We start from the raw sequence: 18,908 nt of genomic DNA, 5'->3' as shown, positions 1-18,908 counted from the left end.
AAACTTCTCTATCACTCACATTCGCCTTCCTGGCTCAGGTTCGCTACCCCTCCGTCCTGGAGGGGTTACGAGAAGTTTGCATTGGCAAAAGAAGAATTTCTAAATGTAATTTCAATGTTTCTGCGCCTCGCATTGCAAGCCACTGCGGAGAATAGTTCATACTTGGATATATGTGTAAGACCAAGAAAGTAGCGGAACATTCGCCGTCCTGGCTCAGTTCGCTAGCCTGCCGTCCTGGCAGGCTTACGAGAATTTTGCATTCGCAAAAGAAGAATTTCTAAATGTAATTTCAATGTTTCTGCGCTTCGCATTGCAAGCCACTGCGGAGAAAGTTCATACATTTACGCAATATATGTCAAAATGGATTGTAATATACGTACCTATCTGCCACAGGGATAGGGAGAAAAGATATGGTATTATTATATTGTAAATGGAGGTAAAAATTATGAAAATATTTTTGTATTATTATTTGGCTATTAATTTATTTGGAGTGTTTATAATGTATTCAGATAAGCAAAAGTCACGAAAAGGGAAATGGAGAACTCCAGAGAATACGCTTTTTGCTATAGCTTCTGCTTTTGGTGCTTTGGGCATTTTTATAGGAATGCGTATGTTTAGACATAAAACAAAGCATAATAAGTTTGTGGTAGGAATACCTTTAATACTGGTAGTTCAGCTGTTTATATTTTTTAAATACATTTATAGTAGTCTGTAAGTTCCATAATTTATGGCTTGAAATTTATAGTCTTTTTAGGGTACAATAAAGGTAAGATTATGCAGATATATATTAAGAGGTGGTAATAGTATGGATGATAAGATGTTTGAAATGATGGAAAAGATGTATAGTGAGGTTATAGGCATAAGACAGGATTTAACTAGTGTAAAAGAGGATGTAAAAGGTCTGAATATCAAAGTTGATAAAAACACTATGTTACTAGAGAATTTAACTACTAAATCTGAAACTATAGCAGAAGTACAAAAATCACATATGGAGCAAAATGAAAATGCTCATAAGGATTTAGTAAAAAACCTTATGAGTGAAAAAATTGAAGTTATAGAATTGGCAGTAAAAGATACCTCAAAGGATGTTAAAGAAATAAAAAATGGATTAATAAATGTGGAGATAATAACAAGTAGCAATTGGAATGAAATTGCAAAGTTAAAAGCAATAAAATAAGAAAAAGGTGGTAATTGTGTGGAAGATAAGATGTTTGAATTAATGGAGAAGATGTATAGTGAGTTTTCTTCTTTTAAAACTGATGTAACTAATGAGTTTAAAGGCATAAGACAAGATTTAACTAGCGTAAAAGAAGATGTGAAAAGTCTGAATGTTAAAGTTGATAAAAACACGCTGGAGTTAGAGAGTATAAATAGTAAAATCGGAGTATTAGCTGAAGTTCAGCAGAATATGATAGTGCAAACTGAAAAGCAAATAAAGGAAGCTATAAAACCTATTTGTGAAGATATAAGTGTAATTAAAGGTGCAGTAAAAAATATTTCGAATGATGTTGTAGAGCTAAGCGATAAGATTGAATATATTGGAATGAAAGAATTCAATAATGAACGTGATCTTTTTATGATGAAAAAGAAGCTTGCTCAATAAGACTTAAATTTTCATGCCTGTGTATAACTATTCTGATAATATTAATAATTCCTCATAAAATATGGGCATATTAGTGCTTTATGGCTTGTTAGGTGTATAAATATAAAAAGTTATCCACTTTTAGTGGATAACTTTTTGTGAATTGTGGATAAATTTATAATTGTCTGAATATAATTTATAGTAAAATGTATCTTTTTAAATGAAAGTAGGCTTGTCCAGTATGGGTAGCTAAACTACATCAAATTGATAAGAAATTAAATTTTAATTTGTAGAGAAAATTAAGCCTACTGGTTTAAAATACTGTGATGAGTAATATATTATAACAATGAAGGTGAAAGTATGTAGGAATGTGATAGATAGTATATAATGAGTTTTACAGACTCTCAGTTTATGTAATGAAAAATTTCCGTGAGCAGGCCAGGACGGCCTGTTAGCACTTCTGAGACAGGACGTCGAATAAGTGCGTTAGGAAATTTTTCATGGAATAAGCTTAGAGTCTGTTAACGAATGCTCTACTATCAGAACATCCTACATGCCGAACCCTCATGTGCACAATAAATTATGAGGTGATTCTATGTTGAAAGATTTAAAAGAACTTGTTAGGAGAGCTATTGATGATGATATTACGGCTCTGGCAGCTCAGGTTACTTATTATTTATTGTTATCCTTTTTCCCTTTTCTACTCCTGCTACTCAGTATGCTGGGATATAGCGATCTAAAGAGTGATGATGTACTAGTATATTTAAGCCAAATAATGCCACAGAGTTCTTTTGATTTAATTTATACTACGGTTATAGATGTGTTTGATTCAAAAACTGTGAATTTACTCTCAATAAGTTTGATAGGTTTAGTTTGGTCAGGGTCTAGTGGTTTTAGGGCTATTATAAAGGGACTTAATAAAGCCTATGATGAGAAAGAAACAAGAGCTTACTGGAGAACGTTACTTATATCTATATCATTTATGATAGGACTTGCGCTGGTTATTATAGCGGCAGTAGCTTTAGTTGTATTTGGTCAAACCTTAGGTGGAGTTTTTGTAGACAAATTTAATGTGTCTAGTAATTTTATATTAAATTGGGATATTATAAGGTACTTGGTGACTTTATGTGGAATGGTATTTATTTTTGCAGCACTGTATCATTTTACTCCTTGTAGGCGGCTTACCTGGAAAGAAGTAATGCCTGGAGCTACGTTTAGTACACTCGGTTGGTTGATTTCTTCACTCGGCTTTGCATATTATGTGAATAATTTCAATAATTATTCTAGCGTGTATGGAGGCATAGGTGCGGTTATAGTGCTTATGTTGTGGTTGTATATTACTTCTATTATAATTCTTTTAGGCGGGGAGATTAATGCGCTATTAGCCTTTGAGAGGGAAGGAAAAGAAAAACCAAGGTGTAAAAAGTATTAATGAAATCAGGAGATAAATCTTCTGATTTTTTTGCGTGTATTATTAAGGAAGGAATTTCCTGAGGTAACCTTTTTACTAACTTCATAAATTGTAGCACCTTCCTGACTATTGCCTTCGCAATGATTATTTTTTGCTGCGGAATTTGTTGTACCTTTTCCAGTTGTTGAATTATAACCAAATATTACACCTTGACTACCACTATTTTTCAACATATTGTTTGAGAAGTGATATTAGTTGCATATAAGAAGTAAACATGCCCACTTATTTGCTCATGGGTATAGCCATCAAAAACTTTGGGGTTATCGAAGTTATTGTTATGGATTGTAATATAAGATGAATCGTCATCTATTAAAATTCCATATTTGCGTATATCGAAGGAGTAGAGATTGTAGTAGAAGGTTCTACGACTAGTTCATCAGCATTTGTATTAGTTATAAAATAACTAATAGTTGTTAAAGAAATTAATATTATGAGTGCGATAATACATTTATTGAAATTATTTTTTAGCATTGGGTTAACTCCATTTAATTATATAGTATTACATACAAATTATATGTCTTAATATGAGTAAACACAAACAAACTTTGCATAAAATCAATATTTAGATGTAATTATTGTGTTATAATGTATTAAATAGTTAGACAGCTAGAAATAAAATTTTATTATATTGAATATGATGTTGAATGATACAAAGAAAATTATGCGAAAGTACGATTTTTTATTACATATGAGGCAAGAAAATTAAAAGGTTGTACTAAATTGGTTTTAATTATATAATAATAACGCAGAAGTTAATAAAAGTTAGAAAGATGCAATGGAAAATGAATGTGTTAGCATAAAGTTCATATTTGGTAGTGATTTATTGGGGATGGGACATAGGATAGAGATGTTGAGAAAGATTAACAGAGGGGGAACTTTCAATGCAACAATTGGAAAGAAGTTCAAAAGTAACTCAGGTGGAGATTGCTCACGAGTATGACAAAAATCTAGGGTATTTTGGAATTAAAAGAGTAATTGATATTATAGGGGCTTTATGTGGGATTATATTAATGGGTCCACTTATGATTGTTGTTGGAATTTGGATTAAGATAGGTTCTAAAGGGCCTGCTTTTTTTGTTCAGAATAGAGTTGGACAAGATGGCACTGGATTTAGAATGTATAAATTTAGGTCTATGTGTTCAGATGCAGAGTATCTTTTGGATAACCTTCGAGAAAAAAATGAAATGACAGGACCTATGTTTAAGATTAAAGAAGATCCGAGAGTAACTAAAATAGGAAGATTTATAAGAAGAACAAGTATAGATGAGTTACCTCAGCTATTTAATATATTAAGAGGGGAAATGTCAATTGTAGGTCCAAGGCCAAGTCTTCCTAAGGAAGTAGCACAGTTTACATCGTATCAAAGATTAAGGTTAATTGCTAGGCCTGGGTTAACTTGCTATTGGCAGGTTAGGGGTAGAAGTAATGTTGGGTTTGAAGAGTGGATGGAAATGGATGTTGAGTATTTAGAGGATAGAAGTACGATGGTTGATATAGGACTTATATTTAGGACTGTTGGAGTGTTGTTTGGGGATAAGACGGCGAGTTAAGATTTGAGTAATTATAAATTATTGGGGGATGGGATACATATGTTATGTGCATTAATAATGGCAGGAGGAAAAGGAACTAGATTTTGGCCTTTGTCTACGGAACAAAAGCCAAAACAGTTTTTGAAGCTTGTTGGTGAAGATACAATGATTCAAATGAGTGTAAAAAGATTAGAAAAACTTATACCTATTGAGAGAATATTTATAGTGACGGGCATGCGTTATACTGACCTAGTTAAGGAACAGTTACCTGATTTACCTCATAGAAACATTATCGTAGAGCCAGTAGGAAAGAACACAGCTCCTTGCATAGCACTTTCAGCGTTTCACATTAATAAAATATATGAAGATGCTACAATAGCAGTATTGCCCTCTGATCATCTTATAAAAGATGAACAGAATTTTTTAGAAGTATTAAATTCAGCCGATGAATTTGTAAGCAACAATAATGAAGCTATAGTAACTATTGGTATGAAACCAGATAGACCGGAAATAGGTTATGGATATATAAATTACGGATATAAGCGGTGTGATATAAATGGATGTGCTGTGCGAGAAGTTAAAAGGTTTGTAGAAAAACCTGATTTACATAAGGCAGAAGAGTATTTACAGAATGGGAATTATCTCTGGAATGGCGGAATGTTTATTTGGAAAGCAGCAAATATTTTAAAACTTACAGAGAAATATTTGACAAATACATATGAGGTTTTAAGTGAAATAGCAGCTACTTGCGCAGAAGATTATAATAGAGTATTACAAGAAAAATATATTGATTTAGAAAGCATATCTGTTGATTTTGGAATTATGGAAAAAGCAAAAGACATATACGTTATTCCAGGAGATTTTGGATGGGATGATATAGGGACTTGGGAAGCTGTTGGTAGGTATAGAGGGAAAGATGCTTCTAATAATGTAAGTATGGGGAATGTAAGAAATTTTGATGGTAGCAATAACGTTATTATTAGTAATGGTAAACCTATTGTGATCTCAGGACTTCAAGATATATTTGTAATTGAAAGTGATGATATGATATTAGTTGGGAAGAAAGATGGTATGGAAAGTTTAAGAGAATTAAAAAATAGAATTAGTTAACATAAAGGATATTAACAAGGGGGAAGATACATGAAAGGTATTATATTAGCAGGAGGATCAGGAACTAGACTGTATCCTATAACTAAATCAGTGTCGAAACAAATATTACCTATATATGACAAACCAATGATTTACTATCCATTGTCAGTTTTAATGCTTGCGGGTATAAGAGATATATTAATAATATCAACTCCAAGAGATATTGGAAGTTTTGAAGAACTATTAGGTAATGGAAGTGAAATAGGAATTAGTATACAATATGCAATTCAATCAGAGCCAAGAGGACTTGCAGAAGCGTTCATAATAGGAGAAGAATTTATAGGAAATGATAAAGTAGCTTTAATACTTGGAGATAATGTATTTTATGGACAAGGGTTTTCAGAAAGGCTTGAAAAAGCTGTTAAAAGAGAAGAAGCTACTATATTTGGATACCACGTAAGTACTCCGAAAGATTTCGGAGTAGTAGAATTCGATGAAAATAATAATGTTATGTCTATAGAAGAAAAACCACAGAATCCAAAATCAAATTATGCTGTGCCAGGGCTTTACTTCTATGACAGTGATGTAGTAGAAATAGCTAAGAATGTTAAACCGTCAGACAGAGGAGAAATTGAAATAACAGCTGTAAATAATGAATATTTAAAAAGAGGAAAATTAAAAGTTGAATTATTAGGAAGAGGAATGGCTTGGCTTGACACAGGAACACATAGAGCTCTGTTGGAAGCAACAAATTTTGTTGAAGCTATTCAAACAAGACAAGGTCTATTTATAGCATGTATTGAAGAAATAGCCTACCGAAAAGGATATATTAATGCAAAGCAGTTGAGGGAACTAGCAGAACCACTTATGAAAACTGAATATGGACAATATCTCTATAATATAATTGAATTAGAGAGAGATAGTATGTCATCAAAAGAAGCTGCAGCAACATTGGAATAATAGAAAGCTATAATAGAAAAGAAACATTGAAAAACTGAACATGCTATGAAATACAAAGGAGAGTAAACATATGAAAACTTATTTAGTTACTGGTGGAGCGGGATTTATAGGAGCGAATTTTGTAATCTATATGTTAAATAAATATTCAAACATAAAAATAATAAATTTAGATAAACTTACATATGCAGGAAACCTAGAAAGCCTAAAAAGTATTGAAACTAACCCGAATTATATATTTGTTCAAGGAGATATATGTGATAAGGACATAGTGAATGGATTATTTGAAAAATATGATATAGATTACGTAGTGCATTTTGCAGCAGAGTCTCATGTGGATAGAAGTATAAGAGAACCAGAATTATTTGCTATGACTAATATTATAGGCACAGTAAATCTTTTAAACGCAGCTAAGAATGTATGGGAAACAAAAGAAGGCTTTAAACAGGGAAAGAAATATTTACAAGTATCTACAGATGAAGTATATGGTTCACTTGGAGATACAGGATATTTTATGGAAACAACACCCTTAGATCCTCATAGTCCATACGCATCAAGTAAAACAGGTGCAGATTTAATGGTAAAAGCATACTCAGATACATTTAAAATGCCAATTAATATAACAAGGTGTTCAAATAACTATGGCCCATACCAATTTCTAGAAAAATTAATACCACTTTTAATTAACAATTGTTTAAACCATAAAGATTTACCTGTGTATGGTGATGGATTAAACGTAAGGGATTGGTTATATGTAGAAGATCATTGTAAAGCTATAGATATGGTTATAAATGGAGGAACAATAGGAGAGGTTTATAACGTTGGTGGGCATAATGAGAGAACAAATATGCAAATAGTTAAAACTGTTATAGAATATATAAATGGAAATGTAGATAAAGAAGTTACTAAGAACTTAATAAAGCATGTAGAAGATAGAAAAGGTCATGATAAAAGATATGGAATAGATCCAACTAAGATAAAAGAAGAATTAGGATGGTATCCAGAAACTACATTTGAAGTTGGAATAGAGAAAACTATAAAATGGTATTTAGATAATGAAGAGTGGATGAAGAATGTGACTTCAGGAGAGTATCAGAAATATTATATGAAAATGTATCAGTAATATAATAAGAGAATAAAGATATTAGATATAAGTTGAATATAGATTGTATAGTATCTCCAAAAATATCAGAAAAAATAAATAGAGTAGCTAAAAGACTAAGTTCTCGCCATTGGATGATATGAATTACTAGGAATATGGAGGGTATTACATGAAAAAAGCACTAATAACTGGAATAACTGGACAGGATGGGTCTTATTTAACAGAGTTTTTATTAGAAAAGGGTTATGAAGTTCATGGAATAATAAGAAGAGCCAGCTCTTTTAATACAAAAAGGATAGATCATTTATTCAATGAGCGTGAAATAGGTAATAAAACATTATTTTTACATCATGGTGATTTAACAGATTCAAGTAACTTGAATAGATTGATAGAAAAAATAAGGCCAGATGAAATATACAATTTAGGAGCTCAAAGTCATGTGCAAGTGTCCTTTGATGTTCCTGAATATACTGCAGATACGGATGCTATGGGAACTCTTAGAATATTAGATGCCTTAAAAGAAAGCGGAATAAACTGCAAATTTTATCAAGCGTCTACATCAGAGCTTTTTGGAGGAATTCCAGGAACAGCTCCACAAAGTGAAAAAACTCCTTTTTACCCAAAGAGTCCTTATGGAGTGGCAAAGTTATATTCTTATTGGATCACTATAAATTATAGAGAATCTTATGATTTGTTTGCCTGCAATGGAATACTTTTTAATCATGAGTCGCCAAGACGTGGAGAGACTTTTCTTACACGAAAAGTAACTAGAGCTGTAGCTGGTATAATGGCAGGGAAACAAGAAAAACTTTCACTAGGTAATATGGATGCTAAAAGAGATTGGGGATATGCAGGAGACTATGTAGAAGCTATGTGGTTAATGCTTCAACAAGATAAACCTCAAGATTATGTTATAGCAACAAATGAAACTCACACAGTTAGAGAATTTGTTGAACTTGCGTTTAAAGAAGTAGATATAGATATAGTATGGAAAGGTACAGGAGTAGAAGAAAAAGGATACGATAAAGTAACAGGAAAACTTTTAGTGGACATAAATTCAAGATACTTTAGACCCGCTGAAGTTGAACTTCTTTGGGGAGACAGTACAAAGGCAGAAACGGAACTTGGGTGGGAGAGAAAAGTAAGTTTTAGAGAATTAATTAAGATGATGATAGATGGAGACATGAGAGAAATAGCTGGAATGTCATTGGGTCAATATTTAGAAGCAGCAACTACAAAATAGTTGGGAGTGATACACATGGAGAAGAACAGTAAAATATATGTAGCAGGTCATAGAGGATTAGTTGGCTCAGCTATAGTTAGAAACTTAAAAGAAAAAGGATATACGAACATAATAGGAAAAACTCATAGTGAATTAGATTTAATGGATCAAAAATCTGTTAGAAGTTTTTTTGAAATAGAAAAACCAGAATATGTGTTTCTAGCAGCAGCGAAGGTTGGTGGAATAGGGTCTAACAGTACATATCCAGCTGATTTTATTTATGAAAACATGGAGATGCAAAATAATATTATTAAAGCATCACATGATTTTAAAGTTACAAAGCTTTTGTTTTTAGGAAGTTCTTGTATATATCCTAAGAATTGTCCGCAACCAATTAAAGAAGAATATTTGCTTTCTGGATATCTTGAACCAACAAATGAAGGTTATGCAATAGCTAAAATTGCAGGACTTAAAATGTGTCAGTTTTTTAAGAGGCAGTTTGGTGACGATTTTATAAGCTGTATGCCAACTAATCTTTATGGGCCTAATGATAATTTTGATTTGAATAATTCACATGTTATGCCTGCGCTTATTAGGAAGTTCCATGAGGCTAAGGTTAGTGATAGTCCTTTCGTAGAGGTTTGGGGAAGTGGAAAGCCACTTAGAGAGTTTTTGTACGTGGATGATATGGCTGATGCTTGTGTTTATTTGATGGAGAATTATGATGGGGAAGAGCATGTTAATGTTGGAACTGGGAAAGAGGTTTCTATAAGAGGATTGGCTGAGATGGTTAAGGAAGTTGTTGGATTTAGAGGCGAACTTAAGTTTAATAGTGAGAAGCCGGATGGGACTATGAGGAAGCTTTTGGATGTTGGTAAGCTTGAGGGGACTGGATGGACGTATGGGGTTGAATTAGAGGATGGAGTTAGGGAGAGTTATGAGTGGTTTAGGGAAAATTATAAGTAATTAGTTTTAATAGGGAAAGTGGTGGGATATAAATGAAAATAGTTGTAGCTGGTACTGGATATGTAGGTTTAGTAACAGGTGTTTGTTTATCAGAAGTTGGACATAAGGTTACCTGTGTAGATATAGATGAAAATAAGGTTAGTATGATGAAAAAAGGAATTTCGCCTATATATGAACCTGGGCTAGAAGAATTATTAAAGAAGAATTATGAAGCTGAAAAATTAGATTTTACTACTGATTATTCAAAGGCTTATAAAGATGCGGATGTTATATTTATAGGAGTTGGAACACCAGAAAGAGAAGATGGGTCAGCTAATTTAGATTATGTATTTCTTGTAGTTCAGCAAATAGCCGAAAATGCACAAAATGATTGTTTGGTTGTATTGAAATCTACAGTACCTATAGGAACTAATGATAGAATTGAAGAAATTTTAAAGCGTAATTTATTGAGCAATATACATATTGAAGTAGCTTCAAATCCTGAGTTTTTGGCTCAGGGAACAGCAGTTAGAGATACTTTACATGCTAGTAGAATTGTAATTGGTGTGGAGTCAGAAAATGCTAAGAACATACTAACTCAAGTTTACGAACCTTTTAATCAACCAATAGTTGTAACAAAACGAAGAAGTGCTGAAATGATAAAATATGCATCAAATGATTTTTTAGCACTTAAAATATCTTATATGAATGAAATAGCTAACTTTTGTGAAATAGTTGGTGCAGATATAGAAGATGTTGCTAAAGGGATGAGTTATGACCCTAGAATAGGTGATAAGTTCTTGAGTGCTGGTATAGGTTATGGTGGTTCGTGTTTTCCAAAAGATACTAAAGCACTTCATTGGCTAGCTAATGATCATGGGTATGAAATTAAAACTATAAAAGCTGCTATAGAGGTTAATCAAAATCAGAAATACAAGTTGTTTAGAAAAGCTAAACAAAGATTTGGAAGTTTAAGAGGAATGAAGGTAGCTGTTCTTGGATTAACATTTAAACCTGGAACTGATGATCTAAGAGAGGCTCCTTCTATACCAAATGTAAGAAGGTTATTAGATGAGGGAGCAGAGATAGTAGCTTATGATCCTATAGGGATTGACAATTTTAAAAAGTTGTATCCAAATGGAGTAAGTTATGTTAATAGTCCACTGAACGCATTAAAAGATGCTGATATAGCATTTATATTTACAGAGTGGAAAGAGATAATAGCAATTGATCTAGCTGATTATGTGAGTTTTATGAAAACAGCGATAGTGTATGATGGAAGAAATTGTTATGATGTAAAAGAGGTAGAGAAGTATGAGATTGATTATTACTCTGTGGGTCGTAAAGCGGTTGAAGGATTGAAATGTAAAAATGGTATATTACAGGTTGCAGTTGGAGTAGTTGAAGACAGAAGTTCTTAATAATCCTCACTACTAAGTATTAACAGAGGGGTGCAATAGATGAAAAGCAAAGGTAGTCAGAAGAATGGTTTAAATCGTATAATCAATACAGGCCTAAAAATTGCAATGATTGGTCATAAGCGCATTCCGTCCAGGGAAGGTGGAATAGAAATTGTTGTAGAAGAACTTTCCACGCGCTTGGTTGCAGCAGGGAACACAGTTCACGTCTACAATCGTAAAGGGCATCATGTTTCAGGTAGTTCTTTCGATAGGAAATCCAACGGGAACATTTCTGAATATAAAGGTATCAAAATTATAACTATACCTACTTTTAAGAACGTAAAATTAAATGCTTTTGTTTATTCAGCTTTAGCAACATTCCGCGCTTTGTTCGGACGATATGATTGTGTACATTACCATGGAGAGGGTCCATGCGCAATGTTATGGCTGCCACATCTGCTTGGTATAAGAACGGTGGTAACGATCCATGGTCTTGATTGGCAGAGAGCTAAGTGGGGTGGTTTTGCTACTAAGTACTTAAAATTTGGTGAGAAAATCGCGGCTAAGTATGCAGATGAAGTAATAGTACTTTCAAAGAATGTCCAGCAGTATTTTTTAGATACATATGGGAGAGAAGTTAAATTTATACCAAATGGTATTGAAAAACCAGAAATTAGGGAAACTGATGTTATATCTAAGAAATGGGAGTTAAAGAAAGATGAGTACATATTGTTTTTAGGAAGAATCGTTCCTGAGAAAGGGCTCCAATATCTGATTGATGCTTACAAGAGAGTAGACACATTGAAAAAGTTAGTAGTTGCAGGAGGAAGTAGTCATACTGGTGACTACATGGTTGACATAAAAAGAAAATCGGTTGAAGATGGTAGGGTGATTTTCACTAATTTCGTTCAAGGTGAGGAGCTCGAAGAACTTTACAGCAATGCTTATCTGTATGTGCTACCTTCAGATTTGGAAGGTATGCCTATTAGTTTGTTAGAGGCAATGAGTTATGGAAATTGTTGTTTGGTATCGGATATTCATGAGTGTAAAGAAGTTGTGGAGGATAAGGCTGTTACTTTCAAAAGGTCCGATGTAGAAGATTTGAAAGTAAAGCTAGAATGGCTTATTGATAATGCGGATATTGTTGGACACTATAAAAGTTTGGCTTCTCAGTTTGTCTGTGAAAAATATAAATGGGATACTGTGGTTGAAATGACCAAGAAGCTTTATCAGAAATAATATGAGAGAGAGAAGAACAATGAAGATATTAATTATAAGAAACTATCCTAATTATATGGATGTTCAGTTTAATACATATAATATTCAAGAAATTGGACTTGCTAAAGCATTAGTTCGAAAAGGGCATATTTGCGATATCGTTTTTTGGGCTGATAAAGAGGAAAGGATAATAGATTATGTTTTTGAGCATGATAAACATATAAATGTTTATTATCGTAAAGGGAAAAATATTCTGAAAAACGCTATATACAATAATCTTGATTTTTTAATTCAACAATATGACGTAATTCAGCCATGTGAATATAATCAATATCAATCATGGGTATTAGCTAAAAAATATCCGGATAAAACGGTAATTTATCATGGCCCTTATTATTCGGAGTTTAATAAAAGATATAATTTGATGAGCAAAGTGTTTGATATATTCTTTTTAAAACGATATATAAAACTTGGTACGAGGTTTATAGTGAAGAGCAATTTGGCACAGAAATTTTTGATTTCTAAAGGAATAAGAGAAGAAAATATAAAGGCTGTTGGTGTTGGTGTAGATTTAGAGGCATTGTCTACAAATAAGGAGAAAAACATACCAGATTTTATTGATACAATGGAAAGTTTTAAAGATGGATTAGTTCTTTTGTACGTTGGTAGATTAGAGGAACGTCGAAACATTTCATTATTATTTGATATTCTTAAAAAGGTTTCATTGATGGAGAATAATGTTCATTTATTTATGATTGGTAATGGAAATGATGAATATGTTAAAAAGTGTATGGAATACGCTGATGAAATTGGTGTTAAACAATTAATTCACATAATTGATAAAATGGAACAAAAATATCTTTCGCTTGTATATACAAAGGCGGATTGTTTTTTACTTCCTACCGAATATGAAATATTTGGTATGGTCCTATTAGAATCTATGTATTTTGGTGCAATAACAGTGACAACAGAAAATGGTGGCTCAAACATGCTAATTGAAAACGAAAAAAATGGGTTTATTGTTCGATCTAAGAATCCAACAGAGTGGGCTCATCATATATGCAATATATATAATGATAAAGATTTGACTAAAAAAATAAAGCTAGGGGCTCATAATACAATTATGAATTTCTTCACTTGGGATGTATTATCTGAAAAAATCATTCGAGTATATGAGTCTTTAAAATAGAAGTAGTTTCAAGCTTTTTATAAGAAAGGAAAAACAATATGAAAATATTATTAGTAAACAAATTCCACTATCTTAAAGGTGGCTCTGAGACTTTCTATTTTGCATTAGCTGAAATTCTTAAGAAAGCAGGGCATGAAGTAATTTATTTTGCAATGCAGGATGAAAAGAATTTTGAATGTAGTGAATCTGAATTTTTTGTTTCAAATGTGGATTATAACAAAAAAATGGGAGTAATTAAAAAAATTTTAAATGCATGTAAAATATTTTATTCTTTTGAGGCGAAAAGAAATATTAAGAAATTAATTGAAAAAGAAAAGCCTGATATAGTTCATTTGGGCTTAATTCATAAACAAATAACTTTTTCAATAATAGGTGTCATAAAAAGATATAATATTCCGATTGTGTATAGTGTCCATGATATGATTTTAGCATGCCCTTGTTACACTATGTTATCCCCACAAGGTACCTGCCAAAAGTGCATTGATAAGGGTGTAATCAGTTGTATAAAAAAAAGTTGTGTAAAAGGTTCAAAAGTAAAAAGTATATTAGCGGTACTTGAAAACAGATTTATTAAGTTTAATAATTATTATAATAAAATAGATGTTTATATTTCGGAATGTGAATTTTATAAGCAAGTATTAAGTAAAGCTAATTTTACGAATTCACCCATTGAATGTATTACGAATTTTTTACCTCCGTCCAAGTCAATTGAATTGAATATAGTGAATGGAGAATATTTTCTCTATTTTGGAAGATTTAGTAGAGAAAAGGGAGTATTAACTTTGATTTCAGGCTATAAAAAGTCTGGATTAAATATTCCATTATTTATAATTGGAGGTGGACCGGAAGAGGGTATCGTAAAAGATTATGTTAGGAAGAATAACCTATCAGATAGAGTTAATTTCCTTGGGTATGTGTATGGGAGCCAAATGGAAGAATATATACGCAATAGTAAGGCTATTATAGTGCCATCTGAATGGTACGAGAACTGTCCATATTCTATAATAGAGTCAATGGCTAAAAGTAAAATTGTTATCGCTAGTAATATTGGTGGTCTTCCAGAACTTATAGATGATGGAGTTAATGGTTACATGTTTGAATCTGGTAATGAAAATGCATTGTGCGGTGTTCTCAAAAGGGTTTCAATGTTGGATGATCAAGAGTTTGAAAGAATGAGTGTATTAATATACAAAAAGGCAAAAATAACTTTTGATGGTGATATCTATTTAGAGAAATTGATGGGAATTTATAAGCGCCAACTGAATTTATAATTAATTTTGAGGGGGAGAAATATGAATAAAACATTAATTAAAATTTTGGAATCCTGGGCGAATACGGAAGGTAATATAAACTCTACATCTGACCTTTTAGAGTGGATTGGAAATCTAAATAGAACCACATATGTGAATATCAATGAATGTAGTATATATAAAAGTGATTTTTGGTTTTATGATGACTATAATGGGGAAGTTTCGAATCGTAAACGGAGTTTCTTTTCAATCAAAGGAATGCGTCGTTTTCAAAATGAAAAATTTATATCTGAGCAGCCGATTATAATACAGGCTGAAATTGGATATATTGGAATAGTATGTAAAGAAATTGATGGTGTAATGAACTTTCTTATGCAGGCTAAGATAGAACCGGGAAACGTGAATTGTGTACAAATTTCGCCCACCATTCAGGCTACAAAAAGTAATTTTACAAGAGCGCATGGAGGTAATCTACCTAGTTATTTAGAATACTTTGAAAGTTCTACGAAGTACAATGTTATCTTTGATCAGATTCAGTCTGAACAGGCTTCACGTTTCTATAAAAAAAGAAATCGTAACATGATTATGGAGGTTACAGGTAGCTTAGAAGTTTATCCAAACTTCAAGTGGATGACTCTTGGCCAGATCAAGAAGCTGATGGAGATTGATAACCTTGTTAATATGGATACACGAACAGTTCTTTCAGGTATTCCATTAATGACTACAAGGTTTACTGAGAAGGAAATGACGTATATAGAAACTTTATTTACTGATAAAGAATTTTTCAAGTCAGCATTCAAAACTAGACCCGCTTCATCAATAATAGATATATACCAGTATGTGAATAATTATAAAATGTTTCAAGATATTGAAATAGCCACGGTGCCACTTAGTCAGTTGGTTGACTGGAAGATTGATGAATATGGAATAACATGTAAGAAACAAGCTGACTTTATGGTGAGGTATTATGACATAGCAATTTCTGGAAGAGAGGTACAACAATGGGTGCAGCCGTTATTTAAAGCTATCGGCCAGGCAACGTTTGGATTGATTGTAACCGAGATTGAGGGGGTAGCAAAATATTTAGTAACAGCTAGGTCGGAAATCGGTTCTTTTGATATGTTGGAAGTCGGTTCGAGTATTCAGTTAGATCCTACACACTACGTGTATTATGATAATTCTATTGAAAAAGTTTTCAGGAAAAATCTTGAAAACAAGAAAGGTATTCTATTAGATGTAATGCTTTCAGAAGAAGGCGGTCGATTCTATCATGAACAGAATCGAAATGTAATTATGAAACTTGATGCAAAAGAATTGGGAGAACTCCCTAAGGGATATTTCTGGGTTGATTATAGTACTTTAAATTATATGATTCAGATTAATAACTGTCTAAATATTCAATTGAGGAACCTATTATCACTATTGAATATTTAGACAGTTGTTTTAAAGGTAATGTTTTTTTACAGTATGTTGAATTAATTTTTTATTATAGAGAGGAAAAGTGAAATGATAAGAATAGGTGTTATTTGTCCGTCAGAAATCGCGTTACGCAGATTCATGCCAGCACTAAAAAGTACAACAGAATTTGAATATGTAGGAATTGCTGTATGTACCGTAGAAGAAAGATTTGGAGAGAAAACTTTAGATGTTCCGCTAGGAGTAAGAAAAAGTGTACTTAAGGCCGAACATGATAAAGCAGCATCATTTGTCGAAGTATACGGAGGTAAAGTTTTTGATGGCTATCAAACAATTGCTACTTCTGATGAGATTGATGCACTCTATATTCCGCTTCCTCCGTCATTGCATTATAAATGGGCGAAGATTGCTCTTGCAAGTGGTAAGCATGTATTAATTGAAAAACCTTCCACAACTGACGTAGCAACATCAGTAGAGCTGGCTATATTAGCAGAAGAAAAAGGACTTGCTCTTCATGAGAACTATATGTTTGCTTTCCATGACCAGTTAATAGCAATCAATGAACTGGTTGAGAGTGGAGAAATTGGTGGAATAAGGGTATATAGGCTTTCCTTTGGATTTCCAAGAAGAGCGGCAAATGATTTCAGATATAATAAAGATCTCGGTGGTGGTGCCTTAATGGATGCCGGTGGGTATACTATTAAATACGGATCGATGCTTCTTGGGAAAACAGCAAGAATTGCATATGCACAACTGAACTATATTGATGAATTTGAAGTTGATATATACGGATCTGCTGTGATGGTTAACGATAAAGGAACTACAGTTCAAATTTCTTTTGGTATGGACAATGACTATAAATGTGAACTCGAAGTATGGGGTAGCAAAGGGTCTTTGACTGCAGGGAGAGTTTTCACGGCGCCAGTTGGATTTGTTCCTCAAATGAGCATAAGAAAAGAAAATACAGATGAAGTTAGAAAACTTCCTGCTGATGACACTTTCGAAAAGTCTATTTTGAGATTTCAGGAGTGCATAAAGAATAAAGATGTAAGAAAAGAAAACTATCAAGTACTTGTTAAGCAGGCTACGTTGATAGACGAATTTTTGAGAATGGCTAGGAAGTAGTTCTGTTGGAGAAGGTTTTGTATAAATGTTGGGAGAAAACTTATGGATTGTAAATTAATTTATTTCAGTCAAGTGAATGAAGAAGATGGTAGTATTGTGTTTATGGAAGGCATGAAAGAAATTCCTTTTGAAATCAAAAGAGTATTTTACATTTTCAGCACACCGAAAGGTGCGACAAGGGCAGATCATGCAAACAAAAATACCGACTTTGTTTTAATTAACGTTTACGGTACATCAAGTATTGAAGTAGATGATGGAATAAAAAAAGTAGTTTTCGAACTGTCATCTCCTAACGTGGGGTTATATATTCCACATATGACATGGATGAAAACATATAATTTCTCTTCTGATTCTGTTCTACTAGCTTTGGCAAGCAGGCAGTATGAAAAAAATCAATACTATGAAGATTACAAAGAGTTTTGTGAAACCATAATTTAATCAAAGAATAGCGGGTGAGATAATATGAAGAAGATAGTGATAATAGGAGCTAATAGCTATATCGCAAGAAACATTATTTATGTACTTATGCAATCACCGGAATTATACGAATTATCCTTGTACGATAATAAAGAATGCCAGATTGATAATCTTGAGAATTACAAGAGTATTAACATTCTTTCCAAAGATGCTGTGAAAAATATCAGTTTTGAATGCGATGTGATTTTTATGTTTATTGGAAAAACAGGCAGCGCTGATGGTTTTGATAACCCAGATGTTTTTATAGATATCAATGAAAGAGCATTGCTTAATGTTTTAAATGAATACAGAGTACAGAAATCAGCGGCTAAAATTATATTTCCTTCAACAAGGCTTGTGTTTAAAGGAAAGCATGGCAAACTCAAAGAGGATGCCGAGAAAGAGTTCAAGACGATCTATGCTATTAATAAGTATGCTTGCGAACAGTATATTGAAATGTATAGTCGTGTGTATGGAGTTCAGTATTGTATTTTTAGAATTTGTATTCCTTACGGAACGCTCATACCTAACGCTTCATCTTATGGGACGGCTGAGTTCATGCTGAGTAAGGCAACTAAGGGTGAGAATATTACGTTGTATGGAGATGGTGGTGTAAGAAGAACACTTACTTATATGGGTGATTTGTGTAACAAACTTATTGTGGGCGGACTTTCAGAAAAATGCGTAAATGATGTTTTTAATATTGGTGGCGAAGATTATAGCCTCTTAGAGATGGCTACAATGATTGCAGGAAAATATGGTATAGAGATCGAATTTATCCCATGGCCAGAAGTAGCTTTGAAGATTGAGTCTGGAGATACAGTTTTTGATTCTGATAAATTAGATCTTATTCTAAAAATTAAAGACAAAAAATGTTTTAAAGAATGGTGTTTAAGCCGATAATTTATAAAGCTTATGTTAGTTAGTACAATTATAGTGTAAAGGGAGGGGAAAAAT

Annotated in this window: 20 protein-coding genes; 18 read left to right on the top strand and 2 right to left on the bottom strand. The window is 32.7% G+C overall.

All coding sequences use genetic code 11. From position 1 onward, the window contains the following. Positions 1-445 precede the first annotated feature (445 nt). The 4 genes from JJD95_RS07525 (at position 446) to JJD95_RS07510 (ending at position 3,014) form a co-directional block, all read left to right on the top strand. Positions 446-715, top strand: coding sequence for a DUF1294 domain-containing protein (locus JJD95_RS07525; RefSeq protein WP_291641923.1), 270 nt, complete (start codon positions 446-448; stop codon positions 713-715). Positions 716-805: 90 nt separating this feature from the next. Then, positions 806-1,177, top strand: a complete 372-nt coding sequence (locus tag JJD95_RS07520) for a hypothetical protein (protein ID WP_291641921.1) — start codon at positions 806-808, stop codon at positions 1,175-1,177. Between the two features lie 18 nt (positions 1,178-1,195). After that, a complete protein-coding gene (locus JJD95_RS07515) occupies positions 1,196-1,603 on the top strand; it encodes a hypothetical protein (RefSeq protein WP_291641919.1) in 408 nt (135 codons plus the stop codon). 574 nt (positions 1,604-2,177) lie between these two features. Continuing rightward, positions 2,178-3,014, top strand: a complete 837-nt coding sequence (locus JJD95_RS07510; protein ID WP_291641917.1) for a YihY/virulence factor BrkB family protein — start codon at positions 2,178-2,180, stop codon at positions 3,012-3,014. Positions 3,015-3,019: 5 nt separating this feature from the next. Here JJD95_RS07510 and JJD95_RS07505 read toward each other — a convergent pair whose 3' ends face one another. Further along, entirely contained in the window at positions 3,020-3,226 is a 207-nt protein-coding gene (locus tag JJD95_RS07505; protein ID WP_291641915.1) for a hypothetical protein, read from the bottom strand. 136 nt (positions 3,227-3,362) lie between these two features. Beyond that, on the bottom strand, positions 3,363-3,524 hold the full coding sequence (locus JJD95_RS07500) for a hypothetical protein (protein WP_291641913.1): 162 nt from the start codon (positions 3,522-3,524) through the stop codon (positions 3,363-3,365). A gap of 410 nt (positions 3,525-3,934) precedes the next feature. Between JJD95_RS07500 and JJD95_RS07495 the strand changes: the two genes are divergently transcribed. The 14 genes from JJD95_RS07495 (at position 3,935) to JJD95_RS07430 (ending at position 18,854) form a co-directional block, all read left to right on the top strand. After that, positions 3,935-4,603, top strand: a complete 669-nt coding sequence (locus JJD95_RS07495; RefSeq protein WP_291641911.1) for a sugar transferase — start codon at positions 3,935-3,937, stop codon at positions 4,601-4,603. Between the two features lie 39 nt (positions 4,604-4,642). Then, positions 4,643-5,692: a mannose-1-phosphate guanylyltransferase gene (locus JJD95_RS07490; RefSeq protein WP_291641909.1), complete on the top strand. Its 1,050-nt coding sequence runs from the start codon at positions 4,643-4,645 to the stop codon at positions 5,690-5,692. A gap of 30 nt (positions 5,693-5,722) precedes the next feature. After that, complete coding sequence (gene rfbA, locus JJD95_RS07485; protein WP_291641907.1) at positions 5,723-6,631, top strand: glucose-1-phosphate thymidylyltransferase RfbA; 909 nt, start codon at positions 5,723-5,725, stop codon at positions 6,629-6,631. A 70-nt stretch (positions 6,632-6,701) separates the two neighbouring features. Beyond that, a complete protein-coding gene (gene rfbB, locus JJD95_RS07480; RefSeq protein ID WP_291641906.1) occupies positions 6,702-7,751 on the top strand; it encodes a dTDP-glucose 4,6-dehydratase in 1,050 nt (349 codons plus the stop codon). A gap of 148 nt (positions 7,752-7,899) precedes the next feature. Next, positions 7,900-8,973, top strand: coding sequence for a GDP-mannose 4,6-dehydratase (gene gmd / locus JJD95_RS07475; protein WP_291641904.1), 1,074 nt, complete (start codon positions 7,900-7,902; stop codon positions 8,971-8,973). Positions 8,974-8,988: 15 nt separating this feature from the next. After that, positions 8,989-9,918 carry a GDP-L-fucose synthase gene (locus tag JJD95_RS07470; protein WP_291641902.1) on the top strand — a complete coding sequence of 310 codons (930 nt, stop codon included), beginning with the start codon at positions 8,989-8,991 and terminating at the stop codon, positions 9,916-9,918. A 32-nt stretch (positions 9,919-9,950) separates the two neighbouring features. Beyond that, positions 9,951-11,318 (top strand): UDP-glucose/GDP-mannose dehydrogenase family protein, encoded by a 1,368-nt coding sequence (locus tag JJD95_RS07465; RefSeq protein ID WP_291641900.1) that lies wholly within the window; start codon positions 9,951-9,953, stop codon positions 11,316-11,318. 39 nt (positions 11,319-11,357) lie between these two features. Beyond that, complete coding sequence (locus JJD95_RS07460; protein WP_367114788.1) at positions 11,358-12,536, top strand: glycosyltransferase family 4 protein; 1,179 nt, start codon at positions 11,358-11,360, stop codon at positions 12,534-12,536. Positions 12,537-12,555: 19 nt separating this feature from the next. Beyond that, entirely contained in the window at positions 12,556-13,704 is a 1,149-nt protein-coding gene (locus JJD95_RS07455) for a glycosyltransferase family 4 protein (protein WP_291641898.1), read from the top strand. A 38-nt stretch (positions 13,705-13,742) separates the two neighbouring features. Further along, positions 13,743-14,975 (top strand): glycosyltransferase, encoded by a 1,233-nt coding sequence (locus JJD95_RS07450; protein ID WP_291641897.1) that lies wholly within the window; start codon positions 13,743-13,745, stop codon positions 14,973-14,975. 21 nt (positions 14,976-14,996) lie between these two features. Continuing rightward, a complete protein-coding gene (locus JJD95_RS07445; protein ID WP_291641895.1) occupies positions 14,997-16,388 on the top strand; it encodes an NDP-hexose 2,3-dehydratase family protein in 1,392 nt (463 codons plus the stop codon). Between the two features lie 72 nt (positions 16,389-16,460). Next, complete coding sequence (locus tag JJD95_RS07440) at positions 16,461-17,495, top strand: Gfo/Idh/MocA family oxidoreductase (protein ID WP_291641893.1); 1,035 nt, start codon at positions 16,461-16,463, stop codon at positions 17,493-17,495. Positions 17,496-17,537: 42 nt separating this feature from the next. Next, complete coding sequence (locus JJD95_RS07435; protein WP_291641891.1) at positions 17,538-17,933, top strand: FdtA/QdtA family cupin domain-containing protein; 396 nt, start codon at positions 17,538-17,540, stop codon at positions 17,931-17,933. A 24-nt stretch (positions 17,934-17,957) separates the two neighbouring features. Next, entirely contained in the window at positions 17,958-18,854 is an 897-nt protein-coding gene (locus JJD95_RS07430) for an NAD(P)-dependent oxidoreductase (RefSeq protein ID WP_291641889.1), read from the top strand. The last annotated feature ends 54 nt before the right edge of the window (positions 18,855-18,908 follow it).

It is taken from the genome of Clostridium sp., from assembly GCF_016650035.1.
Classification (GTDB): domain Bacteria; phylum Bacillota; class Clostridia; order Clostridiales; family Clostridiaceae; genus Clostridium_AD.
This window is presented reverse-complemented; position numbering and strand designations above follow the sequence as displayed.

Excerpts from the sequence above, each read along its gene's own strand:
- JJD95_RS07460 (WP_367114788.1), top strand. The coding sequence starts at position 11,358 with ATGAAAAGCAAAGGTAGTCAGAAGAATGGTTTAAATCGTATAATCAAT.
- JJD95_RS07510 (WP_291641917.1), top strand. The coding sequence starts at position 2,178 with ATGTTGAAAGATTTAAAAGAACTTGTTAGGAGAGCTATTGATGATGAT.
- JJD95_RS07435 (WP_291641891.1), top strand. The coding sequence starts at position 17,538 with ATGGATTGTAAATTAATTTATTTCAGTCAAGTGAATGAAGAAGATGGT.
- JJD95_RS07440 (WP_291641893.1), top strand. The coding sequence starts at position 16,461 with ATGATAAGAATAGGTGTTATTTGTCCGTCAGAAATCGCGTTACGCAGA.
- JJD95_RS07525 (WP_291641923.1), top strand. The coding sequence starts at position 446 with ATGAAAATATTTTTGTATTATTATTTGGCTATTAATTTATTTGGAGTG.
- JJD95_RS07455 (WP_291641898.1), top strand. The coding sequence starts at position 12,556 with ATGAAGATATTAATTATAAGAAACTATCCTAATTATATGGATGTTCAG.
- JJD95_RS07495 (WP_291641911.1), top strand. The coding sequence starts at position 3,935 with ATGCAACAATTGGAAAGAAGTTCAAAAGTAACTCAGGTGGAGATTGCT.
- rfbB (WP_291641906.1), top strand. The coding sequence starts at position 6,702 with ATGAAAACTTATTTAGTTACTGGTGGAGCGGGATTTATAGGAGCGAAT.
- JJD95_RS07500 (WP_291641913.1), bottom strand. The coding sequence starts at position 3,524 with ATGCTAAAAAATAATTTCAATAAATGTATTATCGCACTCATAATATTA.
- JJD95_RS07430 (WP_291641889.1), top strand. The coding sequence starts at position 17,958 with ATGAAGAAGATAGTGATAATAGGAGCTAATAGCTATATCGCAAGAAAC.
- rfbA (WP_291641907.1), top strand. The coding sequence starts at position 5,723 with ATGAAAGGTATTATATTAGCAGGAGGATCAGGAACTAGACTGTATCCT.
- JJD95_RS07470 (WP_291641902.1), top strand. The coding sequence starts at position 8,989 with ATGGAGAAGAACAGTAAAATATATGTAGCAGGTCATAGAGGATTAGTT.
- JJD95_RS07465 (WP_291641900.1), top strand. The coding sequence starts at position 9,951 with ATGAAAATAGTTGTAGCTGGTACTGGATATGTAGGTTTAGTAACAGGT.
- JJD95_RS07445 (WP_291641895.1), top strand. The coding sequence starts at position 14,997 with ATGAATAAAACATTAATTAAAATTTTGGAATCCTGGGCGAATACGGAA.
- JJD95_RS07490 (WP_291641909.1), top strand. The coding sequence starts at position 4,643 with ATGTTATGTGCATTAATAATGGCAGGAGGAAAAGGAACTAGATTTTGG.
- JJD95_RS07505 (WP_291641915.1), bottom strand. The coding sequence starts at position 3,226 with ATGTTGAAAAATAGTGGTAGTCAAGGTGTAATATTTGGTTATAATTCA.
- JJD95_RS07450 (WP_291641897.1), top strand. The coding sequence starts at position 13,743 with ATGAAAATATTATTAGTAAACAAATTCCACTATCTTAAAGGTGGCTCT.
- JJD95_RS07520 (WP_291641921.1), top strand. The coding sequence starts at position 806 with ATGGATGATAAGATGTTTGAAATGATGGAAAAGATGTATAGTGAGGTT.
- gmd (WP_291641904.1), top strand. The coding sequence starts at position 7,900 with ATGAAAAAAGCACTAATAACTGGAATAACTGGACAGGATGGGTCTTAT.